The sequence below is a fragment of the Streptomyces sp. sk2.1 genome (assembly GCF_008120935.1).
Classification (GTDB): domain Bacteria; phylum Actinomycetota; class Actinomycetes; order Streptomycetales; family Streptomycetaceae; genus Streptomyces.
Genome location: NZ_RDBO01000077.1, coordinates 1,948,665 through 1,970,272, shown reverse-complemented (window position 1 = coordinate 1,970,272; position 21,608 = coordinate 1,948,665). Strand labels below are relative to the sequence as shown.

Genomic DNA, 21,608 nt, shown 5'->3' with positions numbered 1-21,608 from the left:
CCTCCGAGGAGGAGGTGTTCATCGCCGCGGATTCCGACTCCAGCATCCTGGTGGACGCCGACGGCGTGATGTTCACCCTGTACCGGACCGGCACCCCGGACCGGGGCGCGAAGGACGAGGACCCCGAACAGGCGGATGTGGAGGCCGAGTTCTCCTGGTCCGAGATCGCCGACGCCACCGGCCGCACCGTCCGCCGCACCCGGCTGCTCGTCACCCTCGCGCTGCACGACGGTTCGTCCTACTCCTGCGAGATCAACGCCCGCCGCGCCGCCCACCTCCACACCTGGCACCAGGGCCTGGCCGGTGCCCTGCGGCGGTACCTGCGCCGCTGAGACGGGACGGCCGGCCGGGTCGGCGGCCCCGGCCGGCCGCGGACCCGCTCAGGCGGGGACGGGCTCCGGGTCGGCGCCGTCGAAGGGGGGATAGCTCTCGCCGCCCATGCGCTCGGCCACGTCGATGTAGTCGGCAAGGGCGTCACGGGACCGGGCGAGGCTTTCCAACCGGTCGTCCAGCTGCCGCAGCCGCGACCGCATCGCGGCCAGCAGCTCGGGGCATCCGGCCAGCTCCGGGGCCTCCCCGACCGCGCAGGGCAGCAGGTACGCGATGTCCTCGGAGGACAGCCCGGCGCCGAGCAGGTGCCGGATCTGTTTCACCCGCAGCACGGCGCTCTCGTCGTACTCCCGGTATCCGTTCGCACCGCGGTCCGCCTCCAGCAGATCCTGGGCCTCGTAGTAGCGCAGCTGATGGGTGTTCACGCCCGTCAGACGGCTCAGTTCCCCGATCCTCATCGAAACCTCGCTTGACCTTCATACCGGTATCAACGTTGATGATGCTGCCATGAACAACACAACCGCTGCGCCCGTGACCGTCATCGGACTCGGGCTGATGGGTCAGGCGCTCGCCGGCGCGTTCCTGAAAGCCGGCCACCCCACAACCGTGTGGAACCGTACGGCCGCCAAGGCCGACCGACTCGTCGCCGAGGGCGCGCAGTCGGCACCCACCGTCGATGCCGCGCTCAAGGCTTCCCCCCTGGCGGTCATCTGCCTCACCGACTACGCGGCCGTGCACGAACTGCTCGGCGCGGACGGCGTCGTGCCGGCCGGTACGACGCTGGTCAACCTGACCTCCGGCGACTCGGCCGGGGCCCGGGAGGCGGCCCGATGGGCCGACCGGATCGGCGCCCGCTACCTGGACGGCGCCATCATGGCCGTCCCGCCGGTGATCGGGACCGCCGAGGCGGTGATCCTGCACAGCGGGCCGCAGGAGGACTTCGAGGCGCACCGGTCGACGCTCGAAGCGCTCGGCACCGTCACCCACCTCGGTGCGGACCACGGGTTGGCGGCCCTGTACGACGTGGCGGGGCTGGCCATGATGTGGAGCGTCCTGAACGCCTGGCTCCAGGGCACCGCCCTGCTCCGCACGGCCGGTGTCGACGCCGCGACGTACGCGCCGTTCGCCCAGCGGATCGCCACCGGTGTGGCCGAGTGGCTGCCCGGGTACGCCGAGCAGATCGACAGCGGCTCCTTCCCCGCCGAGGTGTCGGCCCTGGAAACCGACGCACGGGCGATGGAGCACTTGATCGAGGAGAGCAGGGCGCTGGGTGTCAACGCCGAACTGCCCGAACTGTTCAAGGCGATGGCCGACCGGGCGATCGCCGCGGGGCACGGCGGGGAGCAATACCCCGTGCTGATCGAGGAGTTCGGCAAGCCCCACGACGACTGACCGGGACCGGCAGGGGCCGGGCCCGTCCGACGAATGCCGGGCCCGGCAGAGGCCCGGTCCGGTCCGGCCCGGCAGCAGCCGTACCGGCGAGGGCCGTTCCCGAAAAGGTCCGCCGCCGTACGATCGCGCAGCCTCGCGATCGTACGGCGGCGGCCCTCGCCGGACACGCCCTAACGGCCCCAGCGCAACAGGGTGGTTCCGAGGGTCATTCCGCCGCCGAATCCCGCCAGCAGCACCAGGTCGTCGTCGACCGGCCCGTCCGTGCGACGGGCATGGTCGAGTGCCAGCGGGATCGAGGCGGCCCCGGTGTTCCCGTGCCGTTCCACCGGGAGGTGGACCCGTGCCGAGGTCAGCCCGAGCCCGCTGGCCACGCTCCGCAGCATCTCGCCGTTGGCCTGGTGCGGCACGAAGTGGTCGATCTCGTCGGCCGTGACCCGGAAGGCGTCGAGGGTGCCCGCGACGGCGTCCGGCAGCTCCCGTTCCACGAAGGCCCGCACGTCCCTCCCCCGCATCCGGAAGAAGTGGTCGCCGCGGGCGACGGTCTTCTCCGACGCGGGTTTCCTGCTGCCGCCCGCGGTGACGCCGATCAAATCGTGCAGATGGCCGTCGGTGCGCATGCCCGTGCCCAGGAGACCTCGGTCCCCGGGCACCGGGCCGAGCACCACGGCGCCCGCCCCGTCCCCGAACAGCGGCGCGGTCCTGCGGTCCCCGGGGTCGATGATGCGCGAGTAGACCTCGCTGCCGACGACGAGTCCCAGGCGCTGCCGCCCGTCGGTCCCGGGCCCGGCCAGCAGCCGGGAGCAGGTGTGCAGCGCGGCGATGAATCCGGCGCACACGGCGTTCACGTCGAAGGCCGCCGCCCGGCGCGCGCCGATCCGGTGCTGCACGAACGCGGCCGTGGCCGGCTGCGGATGGTCGGGGGTGGAGGTCGCGACGACGATCCAGGCGAGGTCGTCCGGCCCGGCCCCGGCATCGGCCAGGGCCCGTACGGCGGCCTCGGTGGCGAGGTCCGACGCGGCCTCGTGGTCCGCGGCGTAGCGCCGCTCACGGATGCCGGTCTTGCGCTCGATCCATTCGGCGGTGACCCCGGCACGGGCGGCGACCGTCTCGTTGGTGACGACCCGTTCGGGCAGGTACGAGCCGGTGCCGAGGATGCCGGTGCCGCCCGGGGCGGGCGAGTACACGGTCATGCCGCCACCGGGGTCCGGGCCAGCCGCTCCCGGACCGTGCGGAGCACCTCTTCCTGTTCGTCGACGAGGAAGAAGTGCCCACCGGGCAGCACCCGCAGGCCGAAGCCCGAGCTGGTGTGGTTCACCCACGCCTGTACGTTCTCGATGCGCGCCTTGGGGTCGTGGTCGCCGGTGAACGCGGTGACGGGGCAGTCCAGTGCCGGGCCCGGACGGTAGTGGTAGCCGCGCACCGCCCGGTAGTCGGCGCGCAGCGCGGGCAGGATCATGCGCAGCGTCTCCTCGTCGTCGAGCAGCGCGCCCCCCGTTCCGTCCAGCTTCCGGATCTCGGCGACGACCTCCTCGTCGGTGTCCGGGTACCACGCGTCCGCGCGGTCCAGGGAGGGGGCGCTGCGGCCGGAGACGAACAGTTCGACGGGGCCGTCGCCCGCGGCTTCCATCCGGCGGGCCACCTCGAAGCCGACGACGGCGCCCATGCTGTGCCCGAACAGCGCGTACGGCCGGTCCGTCCACGGACCCAGCGCCTCGGCGATCCGGTCGGCGAGCGCCTCCAGGTCGGTGGCGGCCGGCTCGGTGCGGCGGTCCTGCCGGCCGGGGTACTGGACGGCCAGGACCTCCACCTGCGGCGAGAGCTCCCGCGCCACCGGGAAGTAGAAGCTGGCCGAACCGCCGGCGTGCGGCAGGCAGACCAGGCGCACGGGTGCGTCGGGGGCGGGCCGGTAGTTCCTGAACCAGGGGCTGTCGCCGGGGATTCCCGTCATGAGTTCTCCTAGCCGATCCGAGTGGGGCCTGCGCACAGGATGGGTGCGCGCCCCGCTCCCGGTCCTCCCCTAATCGCCCCCTATGACCGGGCGCGCGCCTTCTGGGGGCGGACAGGGGTGCCCCGGGGGCGGTGCGGTGTCCCACGCTGGACGGACACCCGTGACGGACATCCGCCACGGACACCTGTGGCAGACACCCGTGACGGACACGGTGGCCCGCTTCGCTCTCCTCGGCTCTCAAGAGAATCAGGGAATTCACGTGGACGAGATCATCAGTGCTCTTCTCTCCGAGGACGCGACGCCGCAGGACTTCGCGGGTCTGCGGCTCCCGGAGAGCTATCGAGGTGCCGTCGTCCGCAAGGAGGACGTCGGCATGTTCGAGGGAATGGCCTCCGCGGACAAGGACCCGCGCAAGTCGTTGCACCTCCAGGACGTACCGACCCCCGAGCCCGGTCCGGGCGAGGCCCTGGTCGCCGTCATGTCGAGCGCCATCAACTACAACACCGTGTGGTCGTCGATCTTCGAGCCGCTGCCGACCTTCGGTTTCCTGGAGCGGTACGCCAGGCGGTTCCCCGGCGCCGCCCGCCACGACCAGCCGTACCACGTCCTCGGTTCCGACCTGGCGGGCGTCGTCCTGCGCACCGGGCCCGGGGTGAACCGGTGGCGGTCCGGCGACCGGGTCGTGGCGCACTGCCTGTCGGTGGAGCTGGAGTCGGCGGATGGGCACAACGACACGATGCTCGACCCGGAGCAGCGCATCTGGGGCTTCGAGACCAACTTCGGCGGACTGGCGCAGCTCGCACTGGTGAAGTCGAACCAGCTGATGCCCAAGCCCGAGCACCTGAGCTGGGAGGAGGCCGCGGCCCCCGGTCTGGTCAACTCGACCGCGTACCGCCAGCTCGTCTCGCGCAACGGCGCGGGCATGAAGCAGGGCGACAACGTGCTGATCTGGGGCGCCAGCGGCGGACTCGGTTCGTACGCGACGCAGTTGGCACTGGCGGGCGGCGCCAACCCGATCTGCGTGGTCTCCAGCGAACGGAAGGCGGAGATCTGCCGGCGGATGGGCGCCGAGGCGATCATCGACCGCAACGCCGAGGGCTACCGGTTCTGGAAGGACGAGCGGACCCAGGACCCGCGCGAGTGGAAGCGCTTCGGCAAGCGCATCCGCGAACTGACCGGCGGCGAGGACGTGGACATCGTCTTCGAGCACCCCGGCCGCGAGACCTTCGGCGCCTCCGTCTACGTCACCCGCAAGGGCGGCACCATCACCACCTGCGCCTCGACCTCGGGCTACATGCACGAGTACGACAACCGCTACCTGTGGATGTCGCTGAAGCGGATCGTCGGCTCGCACTTCGCCAACTACCGCGAGGCGTGGGAGGCCAACCGCCTGATCGCCAAGGGGAAGATCCACCCCACCCTCTCCAGGGTCCACTCCCTGGAGGAGACCGGCCAGGCCGCGTACGAGGTGCACCGCAACCTCCACCAGGGCAAGGTCGGCGTGCTGGCCCTGGCCCCGCTCGAGGGACTCGGCGTCCGGGACGAGGAAATGCGCGAGAAGCACATCGACGCCATCAACCGGTTCCGGGAAGAGGAGGCGCGGACCTCATGACTGCGCGACAGAGCGACACCACGCCCGCGGCGGGCACGGCCACGACGGACACCGCCACCCCCGCACCCGTGACGGGCATCGTCGGCCTGGGCCCGACGGGCGAGGCACTCCTGCACCTGCTGCACGGCGCGGGCCACACCGTCGTCGCCGTGGACACCGACCTGGACGTCCTGGCCCGCGTGGCCGGGCGGCTCAAGGCCGTCATCGCCGCCGGGGACGGCCCCGACCGCCCCGATGTCACCTTCACCGCCGACCACGCCGCGCTGGGCGCGGCCGGTCTGGTCATCGAGGCGGTCCCGGAGGACCTCGCCGCCAAGACCGACGCGCTCGGCAGGATCGTCTCGGTCTGCCCGCCCGGTACCCCGGTACTGACCACCACGGCGGCGCTGCCGGTCACGCGCCTGGCCATCGCCACCGGCCGGCCGGCCGACGTGGCGGGGCTGCGCCTGTTCACCCCGCCCGTCCCCGGCGGCCCCGTCGAACCGGTGCGGACGGCCCTGACCTCCCCGGAGACCGCCGCCGCCGTGGACGCGCTGGTGGCCTCGGCCGGGCTCGCCCCGGTCGAGGTCGGTGCCCGGCCCGCCGCCGACGCCACCGCCCTGGTCCTCGGGTTCCTCAACCGTGCCGTGATCCTCTTCGACGAGGGCTACGCCACCCAGCACGACATCGACACCGCCATGCGGCTGGGCTGCGGGCTGCCGGCCGGCCCGCTGGAGACGCTCGACCGCATCGGCCTGGGCACCGCCCACGCAGCACTGACGGAGCTGTGGCGGCGCACCGGTGACAGCGCCTTCGAGCCCGCCCCGCTGCTCAGCCGGATGGTGGCGGCCGGGCGCCTGGGCCGTACCACCGGCGAGGGCTTCCACACGTACGACGAGACCGGTGCCGTGCTCGGCCGGCCGGCCGACGGCTCCGGCGAGCCGGACGGTGCGCCGGTGCGCCGGGTGGGTGTGCTCGGCTCCGGCGCGATGGCGCGCGGCATCGCCGAGGTCACGGCCACGGCGGGGTACCCCACGGTCCTGGTGGCCCGCGACCCGGAGAAGGCGCAGCGGGCGCTGGACGCCGTCGCCGACTCCCTGACCCGGGGCGTACGGCGGGGCAGGGTCACCGTCGAGGCCAAGGCGTCGGCCGGTGAACTCCTCACCGGCGCCCACGACATGGCGGCACTGGCCGACTGCGACCTGGTCATCGAGGCGGTCGCCGAGGACCTCGACGTCAAGCGTGCGATGTTCGCGGCGCTCGGCGGGGTCTGTGCTCCCGGCACGGTACTGGCCACCACCACGTCCAGCCTCTCGGTCGCCGCGTGCGCCGAGGCGTCCGGCCGCCCGGCCGACGTCGTGGGCATCCACTTCTTCAACCCGGCCCCCGTGATGAAGCTGGTGGAGCTGGCACACACGGACACGGTGGCCCCGACGACCCTGGCGACGGCACACGCCTTCTGCCGCACCCTCGGCAAGACGACGGTGACGTGTCCGGACCGCACCGGCTTCATCGTCAACAGCCTGCTGTTCCCCTATCTCGGCGCGGCCCTCGCCCTGCTGGAGCGGCACGACGCGGACATCGAGGAGACCGATCACGCGATCCGGTCCGGATTCGGTTACCCCATGGGCCCGTTCGCGCTCCTGGACACCATCGGCCTCGACGTCTCGCTCGCCATCCAGAACCGGCTGTACGAGTGCTTCCGCACCCCCGAGTACGAACCGGCCGCAGCCCTCGGCGAGTTGGTGGCCGCGGGCCTGCTCGGCCGCAAGAACGGACGCGGCCTGCGCACGACGGGCGCCCGCCGCTGACGGACCCCACCGGTGCCTTTCCCGTGATGAACCGTCACGGGAAAGGCACCGCACCGCTCCTGCGCGCCTGTGTAGGCTCCTGATCCGCCCGATCGGGGAAAGAGGGGGCCGAACCCATGGCTGAACCGCGGCGTGTACCGATGTCCGGGCAGGTGTGGGGTCTGGCGGCACCGGATTCCGGTGGGCCCGTCCTCGTCACCGGTTACGACGGCAAGGACCTGTCCACCACGGTGCTCACCGCCGTGGACGTGGACGGGGAGGTCCTGTGGCGCCGCAGGTTCGACGGACGCCCGGGCCCGCCGCGCGTGGGTCCGGACGGATCGGTGTGGGTCGCCCATAGCGGGCCGGAGGGTGTCGTGCTGACCGAGCTGGACGCCACCGGCTCGACTCTGCGTTCGGTCGTCCCCGACCACGAACCCCACGAACACCTCGGCGCGTTCGTGGTGCTGCCCGACGGCGTGTGCGCGTCCTGGCTGCCCGCAGGGCGGGGCCGTGTCGTCCCGGCCGGCCGCCATCCGCGGGTCGCACGTCACGACGGGGACGGCTCGGTGCGATGGTCGACACCGGCCGTGCTCGACCGGTTGTCGTTTCCGGGCTGTGTCGAGATCGGTGCGGAGACGGACTGGGAGATACGGCCCTCGAAGCCGTGGACTCCGCAGACGGTGGAGGCGCACCGCTGGGAGCCGTTGCTGGTCTCGGGTCACCGCGTCGCCGCGACGTTCGCCGACGGCAGGAGCGGCATATCCGTCACGTTCTTCCTGGACACCGCCACCGGTCGGCCCGTCGCCGCGAGCACACCCGGGCCCGGTCGCCACAAGGCGATCGTCGGACCGGGCGAGTTCCTGATCGGTTCCCAGGGCTACGGCGCGTTCGGAACCGCCCACCACGACTCCTCCGGCGCCGTGGTACGGGAATGGCCGACGCACACGATGTCGCTGGTCGACCGGCACGGCGCCATCAGCGGACCCGAGTCCGAGAACGTCCTGCCGTCCCGTTCGCGCTTCGTCCGCCTCGATCCCGACGGCACGGTGCGGCACGGCCCCGAGCTCTCCGGCTACTACACCACCTACCCGGCCCTGGACGACGAGGGCACCGCGGTGTTCTGGCGGGACGGCCGGCTGCTCGCCGTCGACGCCGGATCGCGGATGCGGGAGTTGTTCGCCCCGGAGGGCGAGGAGCGCGCCGTGATGAGCAGAATCATGCTGCTCGACCGGGGGAGGGTGCTCTTCACCCTCCACGACGAACTCTTCGTCCTGCGGCGGACGGGCCTCGGCCCCCTGGACAGCGGTGTCTGGCCGTGCGCGGACGGCGGCCTCCACGGAAACCCGGTGACACACCAGTAGTACGGAGGGACTGATCCGGGTGCGGACGGGCTCGGTACGGACGGGGCTCGGTACGAGCGGGGATCAGTGCGGACGGGCCGTCACCAGGTGTGCCAGGTCCCCGCGCGACTTCACGCACAACTTGCGGTAGACCCGGGTCAGATGCTGCTCCACCGTGCTGGTGGTGACGTACAGCCGGGCCGCGATGGCCCGGTTGGTGCAGCCGTCGGCGGCCAGTACCGCGACCCGGCGTTCGGCATCGGTCAGTCCGGCGATCGGGTCCCCGTTCCCGGTGTCCTCCCCGCGCAGCGCCCGCAGGGCATCGGCCGCCGGGGTGTCCCAGTCGACGGCGCCCCGCAGTTCCGGTCGCCACCCGGACAGCACGTCCCGGCAGGCGTGGAAGTCGCCGAGTGCGGCCTTCGGCCGTCCGACGGCCAGCTGGTGATGGCCCCTGGCCAGCAGGTAGTGCAGCCCGGCCCGGGTGCGGAACATCGCGGCGGGCACCGGGACGCGCAGCCACCGCACGGCCTCCTCGTGCGCGCCCCGGCGCGTCGCCGCCAGCACGGCGGCGGACAGCGGCATGCCGATGGCCACGCCCCACGCCCCCGGTGACATCAGCGACAACGCCCGCTCCGCGTGCCCGGACGCGATGTCGTACGCACCGGTGCGGCCGTGCACCACGGCCGCCGCCGCGGCGGCCACCGCCCGGCGGGCCGTGGTGGCCCCCGTCCGGTCCCCGCCGGCCGTCAGCCCGCACCACCGGGCGGCCCGCCCGGTCTCCCCCGTGTGCAGGAGCGCCGAGAGGACGGCGGCCACGGGCGCCGGTGGCGCGTGGTCGTAGACGATCGACGCCAGCACCCGCTCGGCGGCCTCGTCCCGGAGCTCGGCCATGCCGTCGGCGTCCCGCGCGTCCCCACGATCGTCGTACGGGAAGTACGGGGGGTACGGGGAGTGGAGGGAATGCGGGGAGTGAGGGGAGTGCCGCGAGGGCCGTTCCCCACTGCCGTCGTACGGGTACGGTCCGACGCCCGTACCCGGGTAGACGTACGCCAACGCCGCGGCCGGTCCGCCCACCCCACCGGCCCCGTCCACCCCGCCGGTTCCGTCCGCACCGTCCGCGCCGTCGGGGCGCGGGGTTTCGGGCAGGGCCCGTGCCACCTCGGCGGGACGTCCGTGCCACAGCAGCAGCCCCATCGCTCCCGCCGTGTCCTCGGCCGTCTGCCACCGGGCACCGGCGAGGGTCCGTCCGAGGGCGGGCAGATGCCGGATCACCGCTGCGGGGTCGGCCTCCCACTCGGCGCGGGCCAGCGCCGTCAGCAGCCCGGCCGCCTCGTGGCCACCGGCCCGATGGGCGGTGCGCAGGAACTCCGCGGCCTGCCGCGCCCCGCCGGAACTCATCGCGTGCCGGGCCGCCTCGGCGAGCAGCGGGACGGCCCACGCCGGGCCGGGCCCGCCGCCGGCGGTGTCCGCGGCGACCAGGTGGCGGGCGACCGAGGCCGGTTCGGCGCCGTTCTCGTACAGCATCCGGCCCGCCGTGGTGTGCAGCCGGTTGGACTCCCGGGCGGACAGTTCCTCCAGTACGGCCGCCCGCACCCCTTCGTGGCGCAGCCGTCCGCCGTCCAGCAGTCCGATCGCGTCGAGTTCGGCCAGGCAGGGGCCGACCGCGCGCTCGGGGAGTTCCAGCAGCCGGGCGAGCAGGGTGAGCGTCGCCGCGTCGGCGAGCACGGCCAGGGCCCGCGCGGCCGAGACCGCCGGGTCACCGGCGCCCCGCAGACAGCCGGTGACGGCCCGCCGGAACGCCGTGCCCGCCACCGGCCGGGACGGCCGCACCGGCTCGCAGTCCCGGTGGTCGTCGAGCAGCCCGCACAGCAGTCGCGGGTTCCCGCCGGTGAAGCGGTGCCAGTCGGGGGCCAGCCGTCGTGCCGTCGGCAGGTCCGCCGCACCGCCCGGGGACGCGGTGAGGAACGCGGCGACACCGTCCTCGTCGAGGGGCGCGAGCGGTACGGGCGTGCAGCGGGGGTGTCTCAGCAGTTCGGCCAGCGGCAGGGGCAGCGGGGGCCGGGAGCGCGGTCGCGGCGGGCCGCTCATCACCAGCAGGATCCGGTTCGCGGCGAGCCGCCCGCACACGTACAGCAGGCACCGGGCGGAGACCTCGTCCATGTGGTGCGCGTCGTCGACGAGGACCACCACGGGGGCGGTCGCGGCGAGTTCGCGCAGGACCTCGTGGAGCACCGCGGGATCGTCGCCGGGCTTTCCGGGCACGACCGGCCGGGCGGGGGAACGGGGCGGCGGGGGCTCCGTACGGTGGTGTCCGGCATCCCGGCCCGCGCCGCTGAGCAGTTGCCCCGCGACGCCGAACGGCAGATCCGTCTCGGCCGGTGAGGCGGACGCGTCCAGCACCAGCGCGCCCGAGTCCCCGGCCCGCTCGGCGAAGGCCCGCAGCAGCGCGCTCTTGCCGGTGCCGGGACTGCCGGTGACGAGCACCGCACCGCCCCCGCCCCGCCGGGCGGCCGTCAGATGCCGCTCGATCAGGTCGAGTTGTGCGTCCCGCCGGACCAGCCGCACCGGCACCCCCCACGTCGTCAGGCCACCCGGATGGCCGCCGTCCTCTCCTGGGAAGTCTGCACAGGAACGTGGAAGCCTCGCTGGTACCAGACCAGAGCCCCGCTCGAGCCGTCCGTGCGCACCTCGGCCGGGCTGCCCAGCAGCAGGTCGTGGTCGCCCGCGGGCACGACGTCCGCCAGGGTGCAGCGCAGCAGCACGGACGCGTCCGGCAGGTACGGCAGACCGCTGCCGGGCCACGCCTCGAACTCCCCGCCGGCGAACCGGTCCACGCCGGTGGTCGCGAAGCGCCGGGCCAGTGCGCCGTGCCGGACACCGAGCACGTTGACGACGAACTCCCCCTGTTCGATGAGGGGCTGGTGACAACTCGAGCCGCGTGTGACGCCGACCAGGACGAGCGGCGGGTCGAGCGAGACGGAGGTGACCGAACTGGCGGTGAACCCCCGCGGGCGGCCGTCACCGTCCGCGGTGGTGATGACGGTGACGGGCGCGGCGAGCAGCGCCATCGCGTCCCGGAATTCCTGGGCGCCTGTCGCGGCGGCCCGCGGCGGTGTGTACGGCACGGTCACAGAAGGGGCTCCCTCGGTCGACGGCCGGCCCGCGCGCGGGTACGACGCGTCGCGGCCGGCCCGCGCTGTCTCGCACGGGCCGGTGACCGGTCCGTACGTGGGCGCACCCATCGTCAGCCGGTCCACCCACCGCCCGGAACCCCGAAGGCCCCCCTGTCCTCGCCCCCTACGGAACGGCCCTCCGCCCCGAACAGCCCGCCACGGAACGGCTTCTCCTACGGGACGTCCCTGCGCAGCGGCTTCCCTTGCGGAACGGTTCTCCCTGCCGGACAGGTCTTCTGCGGGGCGGCTTCTACGCAGCCATGGCGACCGGCTCCGGCAGTGCCAGCAGCCGGGGCGCCCCCCGGTCCCACGGAAAGCCGTGGTGCAGGTGGAAGACGGGCGGTACGTCCGTGTCGGCCGCCACGGCCACGGCCGCCAGGACGTCGGGCACGGGTTCCAGCTCCAGGAACCGCCACGGCAGCGCGGACTCGGTCTCGGGCGGGCGGAAGCCCAGTACCCCCCGGTCCTCGGCCAGCGTGAAGGCGAAGCTGTCGAAGGGTAGCCCGAGCCCCAGCCCGCGCGCCTTGGAGTACGCCTCCTTCAGCGTCCACAGCCGCAGCACCCGGCGGTCCCGGGGGCGGCCCGCCGCGGCCCGCGCCACCCACTGCTGTTCCTCGGGCGCGAAGGTCTCCACGATCGCGTCGAATCCCTGGTCGCCCCGGTCGAGCCGTTCCACGTCCACCCCGATGCGGTGGCGCCGGACCACGCCGAGGAAGTTGTGGCCGTGCGCGTGGGAGAGGTTGAAGTCCAGTTCCCGGCCGCCGCGCGGCAGTCCCTCCACGGGTTTCTGCAGGAACGGCCGCCCCCGCGAGGAACGCCAGATCACGGCCTCCGCCTCGGGCACACCGCTCTCCAGCGCCAGCACCCGCCGTACGAGCGTGTGGGCGACGAGGTACTGGCGCCGGTCGCGCTCGAACAGGAACCGGCTCGCGATCTCCTGTTCGTGCTCGTCCAGCCAGTGCGTGGCCAGGGTCGCGGCGATCCCCGGAGTGAGCTCGTCGTTGGGGCAGAACCACAGCTTGACGGGTTCGGACCGGGCCGGTGCGAACCTGTCGACGGGGCGCTCCACCACCGAGAGGCCGGTCATCCGGACGCCCCCTTCTTCTCCGTGCCCTCCCGCGTGCCGTCCTGGCCCCCCAGCCACAGGGAGCGGCGCAGGAACGCCGAGGGCGGCAGCGGTACCAGGGTCTTGCTGGCGTCCGGCCCGGACTCCAGCACGGCCCAGTCGATGTCGAGCCCGGACAGCCAGAGGCGCGTCAACTGCTCGACCCGGCCGGCCCGCCACAGCGCGTCGAGGTAGTCGCCGGTCTCCGGCACGTCGCCCAGGCCCAGCGGATCGGTCCCGCCGGTGCGCAGGTCCGCGTACCGGACCCCACCGACACCGACATCGGCGCCGACACCGTGTGTGCCGGATGCTCCCCCGGCGCCGCCGGTTTCCACCCCGGAGCGGACGAACTCCCGCAAGGAGTCCACCAGTTGGTGCAGGTCGCGGGCGATCAGCGCGATCCGGCAGGCCCGTGCCTCGCGGCCGACGCGCAGGGCGCGGGCCACATCGACGAGCGCCACCCGTTCGTCCCCGGTGGTGGTGTCCCCGCTCCTGCCGTTGTCCGAGGCGAGCCAGTCGGCCAGCCTGGTGGCCGTGGCGGCGAGATGGCCCGGGGTGGGGGCGGAGAGCAGGATCAGCTCACCACGTCCGACGCCGTCACTCCCACTGCCCTCACCAGCCCCATCGATCCCATCGGCCCCATCTACACGGTCGGCCTCGTTCCGCCCGGTCCCGGTCCCTGATCCGTCCCCCGGACGCCGGGCCGGTACGAACTCCTCCAGAACGGCGTACGCGTCGAACGGTCCGGTCGCTCCGGTCACCTCGGCGACGGCCGTGCGGGGCAGCTCGTGTCCCCGTGCGTCGCGGGGCCTCGGCCACGGCGTGGCCGTGTCCTCGCCCCGTGCGGGGGCGAGGACGCCGTACCGCAGTTGGAGCACGGCGGCGGTCAGCGCGGCGATGCCGGTGACGGCCCCGGCGTCGCCCACCCGGCGGGCGGTCGTCCCCCTCGTCTCGCGCAGCCCGGACGGGCCGGTCCAGGAGCCGGTGCCCGCCGAGGTGGAACGTACGACGGCGTGCACATGGTCGCCGTCGGACAGCGCGCGGGCCAGCGGCTTGAGCACCACGGCGCCCACGCCCTCCCCCGCGCCCTGCCGGCCGCGCGAGGGGTGCAGCAGCAGTTCGACCCCGCCGGCCACCGCCGCCGCGCACTCCCCGCGCCGCAGTGCGCCGACGGCGAGGTGCACCGCGACGAGGGCGGAGGACTCGGCGGTGTCGACGGCCTGCGCCGGTCCGCTCAGTCCCAGCAGGCCGGAGAGCCGGCCCGCCACGCTCCAGTGCCCGCTGTCGGGCATCTCCCGCCCGCCGTGCGCCCATGCCTCGGCGGCCACCAGCGAGTAGTCGGCGGCGCTGACCCCGACGAACACCCCGAGGCCGCGCGGCGCTCCGCCCGGACCGGTCAGTGCGTCCAGCCGGGTGCCGGTGCAGCCGGCATCCTCCAGCGCCTCCCAGACGGTTTCGAGGAAGAGCCGCTCCTGGGGGTCGATCAGCCTCGCCCGCCGGTCGGTCAGCCCGAAGAAGTCCGCGTCGAAATCGGCGGCCCCGTCCAGGAAGTGCCCGCGCTGTCCCGCGCTCAGCGGTGACGCGCCGGGGCGGCCGAGCGGCGCGCCCGACGAGGTGTCCCGTCCTTCACGCAGGTTCTGCCAGTAGGCGCGCAGGTCGGGGGCGAGCGGATAGCGGCCGGCGATCCCGACGACGGCGAACCGGTCCTCGACGTCCACGGCCCCATCGTTCCGGCGGGCCTGCGGCAGGCCCTGCGGGAGGGCCGCCGACGGGTCCGCCGGAGAAAGCGGTGCCGGTACCGGTGCCGGTACGGGTCCCTGTGCCGGCGTCCGTGGCCGTACCGGACCGGGGACCGGCAAGGGCACCCGGCCGTGGGCCTCCGGCATCACCGCGTCCGGGACCTTCGCCGCCACCGGCCCCGTGGTCCCGAGCGTTGCCGACCCCGTGGTCCCGGACGCGACCGGGCCCGTGGTCCCGGGTGGCACCGGCCCCGTGGTCTCCGATGCCGCCGTGTCCGGGGCCGTCGGCAGAACCGGCTCCGGGGCGGGGCCGGGTACGGCCTTCAGCCCGGCCAGCAGTCGCACGGCCCGGTCCCGTTCCAGGGTTCCGGCCTTGAAGCGGGTGAGTATTTCTCGTTCGTCCATTGCCTTCCGCCCGTTCACGCCCGCCTGGGCAGCAGAGTGAGCGCCTCGTCCACGGAGAGCCGGTCGTCGCGCACCGCGTCGAGCAGCGCCCGCAGCCCCGGGTCCTCGGCCTCCGCGACCGGCTCCGCCACCGGTGCGGGCATCGCCCCCGCCGTCGGCGCGGCCGTCGCCGTCCCCGTGGTGGCGAGGGCGATGTGCGCGGCCATCGCGGAGAGGCTGGGGTGCTCGTAGAGCGCGACCGGCCGCTCCTCCATGCCGTACGTGCCGTTGATGACCGCCATGAACTGGGCGCCGATGATGGAGTCCACGCCGAGGAGGTTGAACGCGGCCGTGGGGTCGATGTCCCACGGGTCGCAGCACAGGATGCGGGCGAGTTCCTCGCGCAGGTGGTCGAGGATCTCCCTCGCTCCGGGCGTCGAGGACGCGGTCGGGGGCAGCGGGCCGCCGGACGGCGGGACGGGCACGGACACGGTTTCCGGCACCGGCACGACCGGCATCGGCACCGCGGTCCCCGGCATGACGGGCGCCGGTCCCCGGCCCTGGGCCGCGGCCGGGCCCCGGGCACCGGACGGCGGCACGGCCCCGGTCGCGGAATCCCGTGCTCCCAGCTCACCCACCAGGTGCCGGGTGAAGGCCAGCGGAGTCGGATGGTCGAGCAGGGCGGCCGCCCTGACGGCCGTGCCGTACCGGGCGTTCACCGTGGCGACGAACTCCACGGTCAGCAGCGAGTCGAGGCCCAGCGAACGGAAGGTCTGCTCGGGGTCGATCTTCTCCGGCTTCAGTCGCAGTACGTCGGCGAGGACCACCACGACCTCGGTCACCACGGCCTCGGTCATCGCGTCGGGCGGCGGTGCGATGACATCCGCCCTGAGGGAATTCTGACGTTCATGGGGCATGGATGGGCTCCAAAGTGTCCGTCCCGGCTGGCCGACGAAGGAAGTATCGAAGGCGCGTCCGACCGGCGGCTATCGCCGTCCGTGCTGAAATGTGCGGCCGCGGGCTGGTCCCCTGGAGGGAGCACTCCTCCGCGACTACTCCGTACGGGCGAGCCGTGTCGTCGCGCACGGCGTCCCGGCGCCGCTCAGGCGGCTCGGCCCCCGGCCGGACTCCCGGCGGGAAGCGCCGGCTCGCCGTTCACGCCACCGACCGGCGTGGGGGCACCCGCCGCGGACACGGGGGCGTGGGCACCGGCAGCGGCCACCGGCCGGTGGGCGTCCGTGCGGGAAACCTGCGCGTGGGGGCCTTCGGCGACGACCTGCGGCCGGGCGTCCCCCACGGCGGCCGGCGGGCGGGTGCGGTAGCGCGCCACGTCACCGGGCGGTACGAGCGCCGACAGCAGCGGCTTCCACAACGCCGCGACCCGGTCGCCGAGTTGCGGGTACGGCATGCCGGTGCCGGCCAGTACCCCGATGCCGCACACCGTCGCGGACAGCAGCGCCTCGGGCCCGTCCCCCGCCTCGCGGTCCTGCAGCGCGCCCTCCTGCCGGGCCTGGCCGAGGAGTCGCAACACCTCGGTGATCCACGCCTGGTGGAAGTCGGTGACGGGCGGCTGCCGCCCGGTGCACTCGTTGGTGATCCGGAAGCTGGCCCGGATCACCGGGTCGTCGTGGAACGTCCGCGCCAGCCAGTGCGTCATGTCGATGAGCACCTGAACCGGCGGTACGCCCGCCTCCCAGTGCTCCCGGATGAAGTCCTGCAACATGTCGCGGCCCCGCTCCTGCACCGCGTCGGCGAGTCCGTCCTTGGAAGCGAAGTGGAAGTACAGCGCCCCCTTCGTCATCCCGGCGGCCCCGGCGATCTGGCCCAGCGTCGCATTGGCGTAGCCGTTCCGGTTGAACATCTCCGCACCCGCGCGAACCAGCCTCTGGCGGGTCCGCTGCGATCTGGCCTGCATCTTCGCTCCCCTCCCCCTCAGCCGACCCGGCTGAGGCGCTCGCGGCCGCCGCCGGCGGCGGCCGGGTCGAGGGCGGACTCCGGACCGGACATCAGGATCGACCGCTGCAACCGCCGCAGCCCGGCGGACGGCTCGAAGCCCAACTCCCGTACCAGGACGGAGCGCAGCCGCTGGTAGACGTCGAGCGCCTCGCTGCGGCGCCCGGAGCGGTGCAGCGCCAGCATGAACTGGCCGTGCAGATTCTCGTGCGTGCGGTAGCGGCTGACCAGCATGGTCAGCTCGCCCAGCAGTTCCCGGTGCCGGCCCAGCCGCAGATCGGCCTCGATGCGCTGATCGAGCGCGCAGAGCCGGGTCTCGTCCAGCCGCCGGGTTTCCATCTCCAGCTGCATCCCGGTCTGCACGTCGGCCAGCGCGGCGCCGGTCCACAGCGCGAGCGCGTCGCCCAACTGCCGTGCCGCGCCCGGGAAGTCACCGGCGTCCATCGCCCGGTACCCCAGCCCCGCCAGCCGCTCGAACTCGCGGACGTCGCTGGTGCCGCCGGAGGTGTTGAGCAGGTAGCCGCCGGGGGTGGTGACGAGCACGTCCTTGGCGGAACGGGGCCCGGTCCCCTCCGGGTCCTCCCGCAGCGCGACCGCGATCAGGTCCCGCAGCTGCAGCACGTACGTCTGCAGGGTCGTACGGGCGCTGCGCGGCGGCCGGTCGCCCCAGAGCTCCTCGATCAGCGTGGCCACGGGCACGACCCGATCGGCGTGCAGAGCCAGCAGGGCCAGGACCTGCCGCGGCTTCGGCGCCGTCGGCGTCACCGAGAGCCCGTTCTCACGGACGGCCAACGCGCCCAGTACATCGATATCCACGCCGTCTCCCCTGTTCGTGCATGAATCATGAGCTCCGAAGTACCTCGAGTAAAAAACAGGACGTACGGTTTGTCAATATCAAACCGTACGCGCTGTTTCTTTTGACTCGCCCTTGACGCTCAAGAAACACTCTGACCTGGCACTTTGACAGAGGAGCAGAAAGAACAACCCCTCCGCACCCGGCGGGTGCGGAGGGGTATCGGGTGGGGTCCATCCGTGACGAACCCTCAAAACAGCATGATCAGTCTGTTGGTTGTGCGGGCCGTACGACCCGGTGGCCGGAGGCCCCCATCGAGGGCGGACCGGCCGGCACCGGCTGCTCCCGTACGCCCGCCAGGCCGGGCAGCACCAGTTCCCAGAACCCGTCGATCGTCTCCTCGGACAGCCACGACTTGTCCTCGGCACCGAGCATCTCGAAGCCCACGGTCGCCGCCATGATGGCGGGCAGGGCGTCGCCCGGCGACACCCCTTCGGCCAGTTCGCCCTCCTCCTCGGCGCGCCGCAGCATGTCCTCGACCCACCGCTGCCACTCGCTCCTCAGAAGGGACTCCTCCCCCCTGGCCGGGTCACCGCCCAGCTCGAAGCCGGCCCGGACGACGATGTCGTCGACCAGTCGGCCCATCAGCTCACGCGTGGTGTCCATGAGCGTCCGCAGACCTCCTCCGCCGCCGTCGAGCGCCTTCCCGGTGATGTCGCGGACGGCCTGCACCGCTTCTTCCTCCACGGCCCGGGCCAGCGACTTCTTGCTCTCGAAGTGGAAGTGCAGCGCGCCGTTGCTCACCCCGGCCCCGCGGCTGATCGCCGTGAGCGAGGCGGGCGCGAAGCCCTCCCGCGCGAACACTTCGGCGGCTGCACGGATCAACGACTGACGTGTGCGGGCCGCACGGTCCTGCTTGACCATCAAATGTCTCCTGGCTACGGGACCGGCAGCACGACCCCCCGATCGGGGCCGGTCCCGCCGCGCCCCGTCGTTCATGACTTACTGGGGTGGGTTGCCGTGTTTGCGGGATGGCAGGTCGGCGTGCTTGTTGCGGAGCATGGCGAGCGAGGCGATCAGGACCTCGCGGGTCTCGGCGGGGTCGATGACGTCGTCGACCAGTCCGCGTTCGGCCGCGTAGTACGGGTGCATCAGCTCGGCCTTGTACTCCTTGACCATGCGCCGGCGCATGGCCTCCGGGTCCTCGGCGTCGGCGATCTGCCGACGGAAGATGACGTTCGCCGCACCCTCCGCGCCCATCACCGCGATCTCGTTGGTCGGCCAGGCGTACGTCAGGTCCGCACCGATGGACTGGCTGTCCATGACGATGTACGTCTCCCCCCACCCTCAGGCGACGCCCCCGCGGGACGGCACCTCCCGTCTGCGTCCGCGCCGCTCGTGCCTGGCCGTGCCCGGCTCGAACCCGCGGTTCCTGGAGAAGGCCCAGGGCCTCCCCGCCGACCAGGTCTTCCTCGACCTGGAGGACGCCTGCGCGCCGCTCGCCAAGGAGGGCGCGCGGCACACCATCGTCGACGCGCTGAACAACGGCGACTGGACGGGCAAGACCCGGGTCGTGCGGGTCAACGACTGGACCACCCACTGGACCTACCGCGACGTCATCACGGTCGTCGAGGGCGCCGGCCAGAACCTCGACTGCATCATGCTGCCCAAGGTCCAGGACGCCCAGCAGGTCGTCGCCCTCGACCTGCTGCTGACCCAGATCGAGAAGACGATGGGCTTCGAGGTCGGCCGGATCGGCATCGAGGCGCAGATCGAGAACGCCAAGGGCCTGGTGAACATCGACGACATCGCCGCCGCCTCGCCCCGCCTGGAGACGCTGATCTTCGGCCCGGCCGACTTCATGGCGTCGATCAACATGAAGACCCTGGTCGTCGGCCAGCAGCCGCCCGGCTACCCGGCGGACGCCTACCACTACATCCTGATGCGCATCCTGATGGCGGCCCGTACGCACGACCTCCAGGCGATCGACGGCCCCTTCCTCCAGATCCGCGACGTGGACGCGTACCGCGAGGTCGCCGACCGCGCGGCGGCGCTGGGCTTCGACGGCAAGTGGGTGCTGCACCCCGGTCAGGTCGAGGCGGCCAACGAGGTGTTCTCGCCCTCGCAGGAGGACTACGACCACGCCGAGCTGATCCTCGACGCGTACGAGTGGTGCACCTCGGAGGAGGGCGGCAAGAAGGGTTCGGCGATGCTCGGCGACGAGATGATCGACGAGGCCAGCCGCAAGATGGCCCTCGTCATCGCGGGCAAGGGCCGCGCCGCCGGCATGCAGCGCACCTCCAAGTTCGAAGCCCCGGAGGCCTGACCATGCAGTTCGGACGCACGTACGAGGAGTTCGAGGTCGGTGCGGTCTACAAGCACTGGCCCGGGAAGACGGTCACGGAGTACGACGACCACCTCTTCTGTCTGCTGACCATGAATCATCACCCGCTGCACATGGACAGCAACTACGCGGAGCGGACGACCGACTTCGGCAAGAACGTCGTCGTCGGCAACTACATCTACTCGCTGCTGCTCGGCATGTCGGTACCGGACGTCTCCGGAAAGGCCATCGCCAATCTGGAGATCGAGTCGCTGAAGCACGTCGCGCCGACCTTCCACGGCGACACGATCTACGGCGAGACGACCGTTCTCGACAAGACGCCGTCGAGGTCGAAGAGCGACCGGGGAATCGTTTACGTGGAAACCAAGGGGTACAAGCAGGACGGCACGCTCGTCTGCGTGTTCCGCCGCAAGGTGATGGTCCCCACCGAGACGTACATCAAGGAGCGCGGCGGGGAGCAGCCCGGCCGTCCCGAGTTGAACCAGCCTTCGCAGAAGAACGTGGAGAAGTAGCCATGACGCGACTCGCCCAGACCGCCGGCCTCAACGACGTCCAGCGGGAAATCCTCTCCACGGTCCGGGACTTCGTCGACAAGGAGATCATTCCGGTCGCGACCCAACTGGAGCACCGTGACGAGTACCCCACCGAGATCGTGGAGGGACTCAAGGAACTCGGCCTGTTCGGGCTGATGATCCCCGAGGAGTACGGCGGCCTGGGTGAGTCGCTTCTCACATACGCGCTGTGCGTGGAGGAGATCGCCCGCGGCTGGATGAGCGTCTCGGGAATCATCAACACGCACTTCATCGTGGCGTACATGCTCAAGCAGCACGGCACCCAGGAGCAGAAGGACACCTTCCTGCCGCGGATGGCGCTGGGCGAGGTCCGTGGCGCGTTCTCGATGTCCGAGCCGGCGCTGGGCTCGGACGTCTCGGCCATCACCTCCAAGGGCGTCCGGGACGGCGAGGAGTACGTCCTGAACGGCCAGAAGATGTGGCTGACGAACGGCGGCACGTCCTCGCTCGTCGCCGTCCTGTGCCGGAGTGACGAAGGACACCCCGAGGGAACGGCCCCGCACAAGTCGATGACGACGTTCCTGGTGGAGAAGGAACCCGGATTCGGCGAGGTCCGCCCCGGCCTCACCATTCCCGGCAAGATCGACAAAATGGGATACAAGGGCGTCGACACGACCGAACTCATCATGGACGGGCTACGCATTCCGGCCAATCGGGTGCTGGGCGGCACGACCGGTCGAGGGTTTTACCAAATGATGGACGGCGTCGAGGTCGGCCGGGTGAATGTGGCGGCGCGTGGCTGCGGTGTCGCGCAGCGTGCGTTCGAACTCGGCGTTTCCTACGCACAACAGCGCCAGACCTTCGGAAAGCCGATCGCCCAGCACCAGGCGATCCAGTTCAAGCTGGCCGAAATGGCCACCAAGGTCGAGGCCGCCCATGCAATGATGGTGAACGCGGCCCGCAAAAAGGACTCCGGGGAACGAAACGACCTGGAGGCAGGGATGGCGAAGTACCTCGCCTCCGAATACTGCAAGGAAGTCGTCGAGGACGCCTTCCGCATCCACGGCGGCTACGGCTTCTCAAAGGAGTACGAGATCGAGCGCCTCTACCGGGAGGCCCCGATGCTGCTCATCGGCGAAGGTACCGCCGAGATCCAGAAAATGATCATTGGGCGCCGACTCCTCGAGGAGTACCGGTTCCAGGGGTGATTG

General features: G+C 72.4%; 18 protein-coding genes and 2 pseudogenes. 8 read left to right on the top strand and 12 right to left on the bottom strand.

Annotation, left to right across the window (positions count from 1 at the left end; translation table 11 throughout):
• A pseudogene (locus tag EAO76_RS35920) lies at positions 1–332 on the top strand (hypothetical protein); the annotation flags it as partial.
• 48 nt (positions 333–380) lie between these two features.
• Here the strand turns inward: EAO76_RS35920 and EAO76_RS35915 are convergent.
• Positions 381–788, bottom strand: a complete 408-nt coding sequence (locus EAO76_RS35915; RefSeq protein ID WP_148840251.1) for a MerR family transcriptional regulator — start codon at positions 786–788, stop codon at positions 381–383.
• A gap of 49 nt (positions 789–837) precedes the next feature.
• Between EAO76_RS35915 and EAO76_RS35910 the strand changes: the two genes are divergently transcribed.
• Positions 838–1,722 (top strand): NAD(P)-dependent oxidoreductase, encoded by an 885-nt coding sequence (locus EAO76_RS35910; protein WP_148840250.1) that lies wholly within the window; start codon positions 838–840, stop codon positions 1,720–1,722.
• A gap of 170 nt (positions 1,723–1,892) precedes the next feature.
• On the opposite strand, the gene EAO76_RS35905 is transcribed toward EAO76_RS35910, so the two are convergent.
• Positions 1,893–2,912: a 3-oxoacyl-ACP synthase III family protein gene (locus EAO76_RS35905; RefSeq protein ID WP_148840249.1), complete on the bottom strand. Its 1,020-nt coding sequence runs from the start codon at positions 2,910–2,912 to the stop codon at positions 1,893–1,895.
• Complete coding sequence (locus tag EAO76_RS35900; protein WP_148840248.1) at positions 2,909–3,670, bottom strand: thioesterase II family protein; 762 nt, start codon at positions 3,668–3,670, stop codon at positions 2,909–2,911. Before EAO76_RS35900 ends, EAO76_RS35905 begins: the two co-directional genes overlap by 4 nt.
• A gap of 259 nt (positions 3,671–3,929) precedes the next feature.
• Between EAO76_RS35900 and ccrA the strand changes: the two genes are divergently transcribed.
• The 3 genes from ccrA (at position 3,930) to EAO76_RS35885 (ending at position 8,415) form a co-directional block, all read left to right on the top strand.
• A complete protein-coding gene (ccrA, locus tag EAO76_RS35895; RefSeq protein WP_187438897.1) occupies positions 3,930–5,282 on the top strand; it encodes a crotonyl-CoA carboxylase/reductase in 1,353 nt (450 codons plus the stop codon).
• Complete coding sequence (locus EAO76_RS35890) at positions 5,279–7,072, top strand: 3-hydroxyacyl-CoA dehydrogenase family protein (RefSeq protein WP_262375969.1); 1,794 nt, start codon at positions 5,279–5,281, stop codon at positions 7,070–7,072. Before ccrA ends, EAO76_RS35890 begins: the two co-directional genes overlap by 4 nt.
• A gap of 116 nt (positions 7,073–7,188) precedes the next feature.
• Positions 7,189–8,415, top strand: coding sequence for a hypothetical protein (locus EAO76_RS35885; protein WP_222872224.1), 1,227 nt, complete (start codon positions 7,189–7,191; stop codon positions 8,413–8,415).
• Positions 8,416–8,478: 63 nt separating this feature from the next.
• Here EAO76_RS35885 and EAO76_RS35880 read toward each other — a convergent pair whose 3' ends face one another.
• From EAO76_RS35880 to EAO76_RS35840, 9 genes and pseudogenes are all read right to left on the bottom strand, one after another.
• Positions 8,479–10,959, bottom strand: a complete 2,481-nt coding sequence (locus tag EAO76_RS35880) for a LuxR family transcriptional regulator (protein ID WP_222872223.1) — start codon at positions 10,957–10,959, stop codon at positions 8,479–8,481.
• A 17-nt stretch (positions 10,960–10,976) separates the two neighbouring features.
• On the bottom strand, positions 10,977–11,525 hold the full coding sequence (locus EAO76_RS35875) for a flavin reductase family protein (RefSeq protein ID WP_316248389.1): 549 nt from the start codon (positions 11,523–11,525) through the stop codon (positions 10,977–10,979).
• Between the two features lie 292 nt (positions 11,526–11,817).
• Positions 11,818–12,654, bottom strand: a complete 837-nt coding sequence (locus EAO76_RS35870; RefSeq protein ID WP_148840246.1) for a 4'-phosphopantetheinyl transferase superfamily protein — start codon at positions 12,652–12,654, stop codon at positions 11,818–11,820.
• Positions 12,651–14,390, bottom strand: coding sequence for a polyketide synthase (locus EAO76_RS35865; protein WP_187438894.1), 1,740 nt, complete (start codon positions 14,388–14,390; stop codon positions 12,651–12,653). The genes EAO76_RS35870 and EAO76_RS35865 overlap by 4 nt, the downstream gene beginning before the upstream one ends.
• A 440-nt stretch (positions 14,391–14,830) precedes the next feature.
• Positions 14,831–15,712, bottom strand: coding sequence for a phosphopantetheine-binding protein (locus EAO76_RS35860; RefSeq protein ID WP_148840244.1), 882 nt, complete (start codon positions 15,710–15,712; stop codon positions 14,831–14,833).
• A 185-nt stretch (positions 15,713–15,897) separates the two neighbouring features.
• Entirely contained in the window at positions 15,898–16,710 is an 813-nt protein-coding gene (locus tag EAO76_RS35855; protein ID WP_148840243.1) for a ScbR family autoregulator-binding transcription factor, read from the bottom strand.
• Between the two features lie 17 nt (positions 16,711–16,727).
• Positions 16,728–17,564, bottom strand: a complete 837-nt coding sequence (locus EAO76_RS35850; RefSeq protein WP_148840242.1) for an AfsR/SARP family transcriptional regulator — start codon at positions 17,562–17,564, stop codon at positions 16,728–16,730.
• A gap of 241 nt (positions 17,565–17,805) precedes the next feature.
• A complete protein-coding gene (locus EAO76_RS35845) occupies positions 17,806–18,465 on the bottom strand; it encodes a ScbR family autoregulator-binding transcription factor (protein WP_148840241.1) in 660 nt (219 codons plus the stop codon).
• A gap of 78 nt (positions 18,466–18,543) precedes the next feature.
• Positions 18,544–18,885: pseudogene (locus EAO76_RS35840) on the bottom strand (carboxyl transferase domain-containing protein); the annotation flags it as partial.
• Here EAO76_RS35840 and EAO76_RS35835 point away from each other — a divergent pair.
• Genes EAO76_RS35835 through EAO76_RS35825 form a run of 3 tightly spaced genes read left to right on the top strand, consistent with a single transcriptional unit; the run spans position 18,869 to position 21,605 of the window.
• Positions 18,869–19,867 carry a CoA ester lyase gene (locus tag EAO76_RS35835; protein ID WP_148840504.1) on the top strand — a complete coding sequence of 333 codons (999 nt, stop codon included), beginning with the start codon at positions 18,869–18,871 and terminating at the stop codon, positions 19,865–19,867. The pseudogene EAO76_RS35840 and the gene EAO76_RS35835 overlap by 17 nt on opposite strands.
• A gap of 2 nt (positions 19,868–19,869) precedes the next feature.
• Positions 19,870–20,397 (top strand): MaoC family dehydratase, encoded by a 528-nt coding sequence (locus tag EAO76_RS35830; protein WP_148840240.1) that lies wholly within the window; start codon positions 19,870–19,872, stop codon positions 20,395–20,397.
• A gap of 2 nt (positions 20,398–20,399) precedes the next feature.
• The gene (locus EAO76_RS35825; RefSeq protein WP_148840239.1) at positions 20,400–21,605 is read left to right on the top strand and encodes an acyl-CoA dehydrogenase family protein; all 1,206 of its coding nucleotides are present in this window, start codon (positions 20,400–20,402) and stop codon (positions 21,603–21,605) included.
• Positions 21,606–21,608 lie beyond the last annotated feature (3 nt).

Excerpts from the sequence above, each read along its gene's own strand:
- EAO76_RS35915 (WP_148840251.1), bottom strand. The coding sequence starts at position 788 with ATGAGGATCGGGGAACTGAGCCGTCTGACGGGCGTGAACACCCATCAG.
- EAO76_RS35910 (WP_148840250.1), top strand. The coding sequence starts at position 838 with ATGAACAACACAACCGCTGCGCCCGTGACCGTCATCGGACTCGGGCTG.
- EAO76_RS35905 (WP_148840249.1), bottom strand. The coding sequence starts at position 2,912 with ATGACCGTGTACTCGCCCGCCCCGGGCGGCACCGGCATCCTCGGCACC.
- EAO76_RS35900 (WP_148840248.1), bottom strand. The coding sequence starts at position 3,670 with ATGACGGGAATCCCCGGCGACAGCCCCTGGTTCAGGAACTACCGGCCC.
- EAO76_RS35890 (WP_262375969.1), top strand. The coding sequence starts at position 5,279 with ATGACTGCGCGACAGAGCGACACCACGCCCGCGGCGGGCACGGCCACG.
- EAO76_RS35885 (WP_222872224.1), top strand. The coding sequence starts at position 7,189 with ATGGCTGAACCGCGGCGTGTACCGATGTCCGGGCAGGTGTGGGGTCTG.
- EAO76_RS35870 (WP_148840246.1), bottom strand. The coding sequence starts at position 12,654 with ATGACCGGCCTCTCGGTGGTGGAGCGCCCCGTCGACAGGTTCGCACCG.
- EAO76_RS35860 (WP_148840244.1), bottom strand. The coding sequence starts at position 15,712 with ATGCCCCATGAACGTCAGAATTCCCTCAGGGCGGATGTCATCGCACCG.
- EAO76_RS35855 (WP_148840243.1), bottom strand. The coding sequence starts at position 16,710 with ATGCAGGCCAGATCGCAGCGGACCCGCCAGAGGCTGGTTCGCGCGGGT.
- EAO76_RS35845 (WP_148840241.1), bottom strand. The coding sequence starts at position 18,465 with ATGGTCAAGCAGGACCGTGCGGCCCGCACACGTCAGTCGTTGATCCGT.
- EAO76_RS35835 (WP_148840504.1), top strand. The coding sequence starts at position 18,869 with ATGTACGTCTCCCCCCACCCTCAGGCGACGCCCCCGCGGGACGGCACC.
- EAO76_RS35830 (WP_148840240.1), top strand. The coding sequence starts at position 19,870 with ATGCAGTTCGGACGCACGTACGAGGAGTTCGAGGTCGGTGCGGTCTAC.
- EAO76_RS35825 (WP_148840239.1), top strand. The coding sequence starts at position 20,400 with ATGACGCGACTCGCCCAGACCGCCGGCCTCAACGACGTCCAGCGGGAA.